Source organism: Actinocorallia lasiicapitis (assembly GCF_054778695.1).
Map to the genome: position 1 here is coordinate 1 of NZ_BAAGZI010000368.1, position 5,835 is coordinate 5,835.

Consider the following 5,835-nt stretch of genomic DNA (forward strand, 5'->3'; position numbering starts at 1 on the left):
GGCCCGGCTCGCGCTGGCCGGCGAGTTCTATCGGGGCGTCGCGGCCGGCTACGGGCGGGCGGAGCTGGGGTTCCTGCGCTGGGAGATCAGCCGCGGCGTGCTGGCGGCGCGGACGGGCAGCCGCTGGTGGCGCGCGGTCAACGACCGGCTGCTGTGCGACAAGGCCGAAGCGGCGCTGCTGAGCGGCACGTCGGGTGTTCCGTCTGCGGACAGTGTCCGGTTCTGGCTGGACTTCCTCCGCACGCCGTCCCGGAGCTCCTGGTTCCGGGCGCACAACGCGAGCATCGTCGGCGGCTATCTGGCGAACGAGGCGCTGGCCGAACGGGAGCTGCCCGCCGAACGGCTGATGATCAACGTGGCGCTGCTGCGGGTGCTGTACACGCACGCGCTGGCCGCGCGTCCCCGGCTCGCGCTCGGGGCGCTGGCGCCGTTCGGGCCGCGGCTCGCCGACCCGCGCGGCCGTGCCGTCGGGTTCTTCCTCGATCTGCGCGACTCCTTCCCGCAGGGGTATCCGCTGACCGGGCTGAGCGTCGCGGACGTGCTGCGCGGCGAGGGGCGGCTGCCCCGGCTGCTCGACCACGGGATCATCGTGCCGCGGCTGCGCGAACTGTACGCGTTCGCGGCGTCCTCGCTCGACGAGCCGCGAGTCGAACGGCTGCTCCGCGACGACGACGTGCCCTGCTACGCCGACCCGTCGATCGACGCCTCCGCCTGGGGACCGACCCGTCCGTGGATCCGGCTCGGCGCGCTGGTCACGGCGCCGGGCGGCCGCGCCAAACGCTGACGCCCGCCTGGGTCTGTGCCCACCGGCCCGTTCCGGCCACACTGGAGGCGTACGGACGAAGGTGAGGACGGTAGATGAAGCCCGGGTTCTTCGACGACGCCAGCGCGATCCGGGACATCGGTTCCGAACCGTTCGCGATCCTCGGCGGCGGGCCCGCGCTGCTGCTCCAGCTCGCCCACCCGAGCGTCGCCCAGGGCGTCGCGGAGCACAGCGGGTTCCGGTCGAGCCCGTTCCCGCGGCTGTTCTCCACCCTCGACTATCTGGCGATGGTGGTCTGGGGAACGAAGGAGGAGGCCCACCGGGTGGCGTGGGCGGCGATGCGCCGGCACGACGCCGTCCGGGGGCCCGGCTACTCGGCGCACGATCCCGCGCTGCTGCTCTGGGTGCAGGCGACCCTCTTCCAGCTCTCGAAGGAGCTCTACGAGCGGATGTTCGGGCCGCTCGCGCCGGAGCGCGCCGAGGAGTACTACCAGCAGTCGGTGGTCCTGGCGGAGCTGCTCGGCGCGCCCCGCGAGGCGCTCCCGGCCGACGCCCGCGCCTTCGCGGCCTACTGGTCGGAGATGGTCGCCACCCTCCAGGTCAGCGACACGGCCCGCGAGCAGGCCCGTGACGTCCTGTACCCGCCGACGCTGCGCTGGCTGCTCTACCCGGCGATGGTCGTCTTCCGGCTGGTCACGGCCGGGCTGCTGCCCGCGCCGATCAGGGAGCAGTACGGGCTGCCCTGGAACCGCCGCCGCGACCTGGTCTTCCGCTGGCTGTTGTGGAACGTCCGGCTGGTGATGAACCTGACTCCGCGCCCGCTCCGCAAACTCCCCGCGCGGCTCGGCGTCCCCGTGGCCCGGCGGCTGCGCTGGCCGCGTTACCAGCGCGCCGCCGTCCGCCGTTAGCGGCGTTCGACCGTCAGTAGTTAACCGGATCTTCACGCTTCTGGATCTTCCGCGGTCATACGTATAATGCGATCTTTCTTCTGCCCATAGACATCCCGCTATGTCCCGGTTTCCCCCGACCGGGCCGGGATGTCGGCAGAAGGAGAAGGCTCGATGAAGCGAGTCATCACCGTCCTGTCCGCCGCCCTGCTGGCCGCCGCGCTCTGCGGCGCAGGGACCGCACACGCCACCCCGCCTGGCATCCCCACCAAGGCGACGGCCCAGTCCCAGCTCGCGGCGCTGACCGTCGCCGCCGAGTCGAACGCCTCCACCTACAACCGCGACCTGTTCCCCCACTGGATCACCATCAGCGGCGCCTGCAACACGCGTGAGACCGCGCTCAAGCGCGACGGCAGCGGCGTCGTCGTCAACTCGTCCTGCGCGGCGACCTCGGGCTCCTGGTACAGCCCCTACGACGGGGCCACCTGGACGGCCGCGAGCGACATCGACATCGACCACATGGTCCCGCTGTCGGAGGCCTGGAAGTCCGGTGCGTGGGCCTGGACGACCAGCAAGCGCCAGTCGTTCGCCAACGACCTGTCCAGCCCGCAGCTCTGGTCGGTCACCGACAACGTCAACCAGGCCAAGGGCGACAAGGACCCGGCCGCCTGGAAGCCGTCGCTGACGGGCTTCTACTGCACCTACGCCAAGAGCTGGATCACGGTGAAGTACAAGTACGCCCTCACCCTGCAGAGCACCGAGAAGACCGCGCTGACCTCGATGCTCGGTTACTGCTAGCGGAGGTAGCGGACCAGGCTCTCGGCGACGCACGCGGGCCTGGCCGCGCCCTCGATCTCCACGGTGATGGTCCGGACCGTCTGGAGGCCGCCTTCGACGGGATGGGCGGCGCTCAGCACGGTCCGGCCGCGCACCCGCGAGCCGACCGGGACCGGGGTGATGAACCGGACCCTGTCCAGCCCGTAGTTGACGCCCATCCGCACCCCCTCGACCCGTGCGACCTGCCCGAAGTACGAGATCAGCGACAGGGTGAGGAACCCGTGGGCGATGGTCCGCCCGTAGGGGCCTTCGGCGGCGCGCTCGGCGTCGACATGGATCCACTGGTGGTCCTCGGTGGCGTCGGCGAAGCGGTCGACACGGTCCTGGTCGATCGTGATCCAGTCGCTGACGCCCAGCTCCGTCCCAACGGCGGCGGCCAGCGCGTCCAGATCCTTGAAGATCATCGTGCGCCTCCGTTGATGTACAGGGTCTGGCCGGACACGTACGAGGCGTCCTCACTCGCCAGGAACGCGATCACCGAGGCGACCTCCTCGGGACGGCCGACCCGGCGCAGCGGGGTGCGTCCGGCGACCTCGGCCTGGTGGTCCTCGGGCGTCGCGCCGACCCGGACGGCCGTCGCGTCGGTCATCGCGGTGGCGATGTAGCCGGGCGCGACCGCGTTGACCGTGATCCCGAACGGGCCCAGCTCGATCGCGAGGGTCGCGGTGAGCGCCTGGATCCCGGCGTTGGCGGCCCCGTAGTTGGCCTGGCCGCGCGCGCCCAGCGCCGACCGGCTGCTCAGTGAGACGATCTTGCCGGAGCGCTGCGCGACCATGTGCTTCTGGGCGGCGCGGCAGCAGTGGAAGACCCCGGTCAGGTTGACGTCCAGGACGGCGTCCCAGTCGTCCTTGGACATCTTGAACAGCAGGTTGTCGCGGATGATCCCGGCGTTGTTGACCAGCACGTCGAGCCCGCCGAGCTCCGCGGCGACGCGGTCGAAGACCGCCTGGACGGCCGCGGCGTCGGTGACGTCGCAGTCGTAGGCGTGCGGGTGGCCGGTCCGCGCCGCCGCGCCGAGGTCGACCACGGCGACGGTCGCTCCCTCGTCGGTGAACCGCCGGACGGTGGCGGCGCCGATGCCCTGCGCGCCGCCCGTCACGACGACGACCTTCCCGGTGAACCGGCCCATCTCTGTCTCCTCCTCGGTTTCCCGCTCAGCTCTCCATGCGGACGGCCGCGCGCAGGGCACCGGCCGCATCAGAACGCGCTCACCCCGGTCAGCGCCCGGCCGATGACGAGCTTCTGGATCTGGCTGGTGCCCTCGTACAGGGTCATGACGCGGGCGTCGCGCAGCATCTTGCCGACCGGGTACTCGTCGATGTAGCCGTAGCCGCCGAACACCTGCAGCGCGTTGCTGGACGCCCGGACCGACGCCTCGGACGCGAACAGCTTCGCCATCGAGGATTCGGTCGCGAACGGCAGGCCCCGGTCGATCAGGTCGGCGACCCGCCAGGTCAGCAGCCGTGCGGCGGCGACGTCGACCGCGATGTCCGACAGCAGCTCCTGGACGAGCTGGTGCCCGGCGATCGTCTTGCCGAACTGCTCGCGTTCCCTGGCGTAGGCGACGGCGACGTCCAGACAGCCCTGCGCGAGCCCGACACAGCCCGCGGCGACCGACATCCGGCCCTTGGCGAGCGCCGCCATCGCCACCTTGAACCCGGCTCCCTCGTCGCCGAGACGGGCCGAGTCCGGCACCCGGACGGCGTCGAAGGAGAGTTCGGCGGTGGCCTGGCCGCGCAGCCCCAGCTTGCCGTGGATCTCGCGCCGGCCGATCAGCTCGGCGGGCACCAGGAAGGCCGTGACACCCTTGGGCCCCGCTCCGCCGGTCCTGGCGAACACGAGGGCGACCTCCGCCCACGTCCCGTTGGTGATGAACATCTTCGAGCCGGTGATCAGCCAGTCGCCGCCGTCCCGGACGGCCCGGGTGGTGAGGTTGCCGGCGTCCGAGCCGGTGCCGGGTTCGGTGAGGGCGAAGCAGGCCAGCGACTCGCCGGAGGTCAGCCGCGGCAGCCAGGAGCTCTTCTGCTCCTCGGTGCCGTAGGTCAGGATGGTCTTGGCGACCAGGCCGAGGGTGACCGAGACGATGCCCCGGATGGCCGAGTCGCCGCGTCCGAGTTCCTCCAGGACCAGGCAGTAGGCGGTGTGGTCGCCGCCGGAGCCGCCGTACTCCTCGGGGATCGTGACGCCCAGCAGCCCGAGGTCGCCCATCCGGCCGACGATCTTCCGATCGACGGACTCGGCGCGGTCCCACGCGGCGACGTGGGGCAGCACCTCGCGGTCGATGAAGTCGGCGGCCATCCGCTTGACGGCCGCCTGCTCGTCCGAGAGTTCAAGATTCACGAGGGATCTCCGCTCCAGCACTAAAACTAGCAATGCGAGTTTTATCCTGAAATAAACTAGCACCGCAAGTTTCCTGGTCGCTGGCACAATGACCGGGTTCCGCAACCCGTGAAGGGAGACACCCGTGGCGCGGCCCCGCCGTCCGCTGCTCAGCCGCGACCGGATCGTCGCCGCCGCCCTCGACCTCGCCGACGCCGAGGGGCTCGAGGCGGTCTCGACCCGGCGGCTGGCGACCGAACTCGGCGTCAGCGGCCCCTCCCTGTACAACCATGTCGCCACCAAGGAAGAGCTGCTCGACGCGGTGGTCGACGCGGTCATCGGCGAGGTGGACCTGACGATGTTCGCCTCGCCCTGCACCGACTGGCGGGCCGCCCTGGAGGGCTGGGCCCGCTCCTACCGCGCCGCGCTGCAGAAGCACCCGAACGTGATCCCGGTGCTGGCGCGCGGCCCCGGGCGGCGTCCGAACGCGCTGCGGCTGGCCGACGCCGTCTTCGGCGGGCTGGTCGAGGCGGGCTGGCCGCGCCGGGAGGCCACCGGGATCGGCGCGCTGATGCGCTGGTTCATCACCGGCTCGGCGCTCGGCTCGTTCGCGGGCGGCTTCCCCGCCGACGCGGCCGTCTACGACGGCGACTACCCGCATCTCGCGCCGCAGGCCCATCTGCTGGCCGAGCACCATCAGGAGATCGACCGGACGGCGTTCGACACCGGCCTGTCGGCGCTCCTCGACGGCCTGGCCCTGCGTTTCACCGCGGTGACGCCCGCCGGCTGAGCCGGCGGTCCTGCCGGGGTCAGCGGACGATACGCGCCGCGGTCGTCGGAAGCGTCAGTGACCACATCTGCTCGGCGGTCTCGTGCGCGAGGGCCGAGGCGTGGTCACGGCCGTCGGACGCCAGCCGCAGCGTGTTCTTGGTGCGGCGGACCAGTTCGGGCTCGACCTCGGCGAGCCGCCCGGTGAGCGCGGCCGCCGCGGCGTCCAGTTCGCCGTCGGGCACGCAGCGCAGCGCCAGC

The 5,835-nt window shown here is 71.7% G+C and carries 8 protein-coding genes; 4 read left to right on the top strand and 4 right to left on the bottom strand.

Features of this window, described 5'->3' with window-relative positions:
- The 3 genes from ACYVE7_RS27755 to ACYVE7_RS27765 form a co-directional block, all read left to right on the top strand.
- A partial coding sequence (locus tag ACYVE7_RS27755; protein WP_460368665.1) for a hypothetical protein occupies positions 1-784 on the top strand: 784 nt, incomplete at its 5' end.
- A 74-nt stretch (positions 785-858) separates the two neighbouring features.
- Complete coding sequence (locus ACYVE7_RS27760; RefSeq protein WP_460368667.1) at positions 859-1,671, top strand: oxygenase MpaB family protein; 813 nt, start codon at positions 859-861, stop codon at positions 1,669-1,671.
- Positions 1,672-1,824: 153 nt separating this feature from the next.
- Entirely contained in the window at positions 1,825-2,448 is a 624-nt protein-coding gene (locus ACYVE7_RS27765; protein ID WP_460368669.1) for a GmrSD restriction endonuclease domain-containing protein, read from the top strand.
- Here ACYVE7_RS27765 and ACYVE7_RS27770 read toward each other — a convergent pair.
- The 3 genes from ACYVE7_RS27770 to ACYVE7_RS27780 form a co-directional block, all read right to left on the bottom strand.
- Complete coding sequence (locus ACYVE7_RS27770) at positions 2,445-2,891, bottom strand: MaoC family dehydratase (protein WP_460368670.1); 447 nt, start codon at positions 2,889-2,891, stop codon at positions 2,445-2,447. The two genes, ACYVE7_RS27765 and ACYVE7_RS27770, sit on opposite strands and share 4 nt — an antisense overlap.
- The gene (locus ACYVE7_RS27775; protein ID WP_460368672.1) at positions 2,888-3,616 is read right to left on the bottom strand and encodes an SDR family oxidoreductase; all 729 of its coding nucleotides are present in this window, start codon (positions 3,614-3,616) and stop codon (positions 2,888-2,890) included. The genes ACYVE7_RS27770 and ACYVE7_RS27775 overlap by 4 nt, the downstream gene beginning before the upstream one ends.
- Before the next feature lie 68 nt (positions 3,617-3,684).
- Positions 3,685-4,827 carry an acyl-CoA dehydrogenase family protein gene (locus ACYVE7_RS27780; RefSeq protein ID WP_460368674.1) on the bottom strand — a complete coding sequence of 381 codons (1,143 nt, stop codon included), beginning with the start codon at positions 4,825-4,827 and terminating at the stop codon, positions 3,685-3,687.
- Between the two features lie 124 nt (positions 4,828-4,951).
- Here ACYVE7_RS27780 and ACYVE7_RS27785 point away from each other — a divergent pair, with 124 nt between their 5' ends.
- The gene (locus ACYVE7_RS27785; RefSeq protein WP_460368676.1) at positions 4,952-5,596 is read left to right on the top strand and encodes a TetR/AcrR family transcriptional regulator; all 645 of its coding nucleotides are present in this window, start codon (positions 4,952-4,954) and stop codon (positions 5,594-5,596) included.
- 19 nt (positions 5,597-5,615) lie between these two features.
- On the opposite strand, the gene ACYVE7_RS27790 is transcribed toward ACYVE7_RS27785, so the two are convergent.
- A partial coding sequence (locus tag ACYVE7_RS27790; protein ID WP_460368678.1) for a hypothetical protein occupies positions 5,616-5,835 on the bottom strand: 220 nt, incomplete at its 5' end.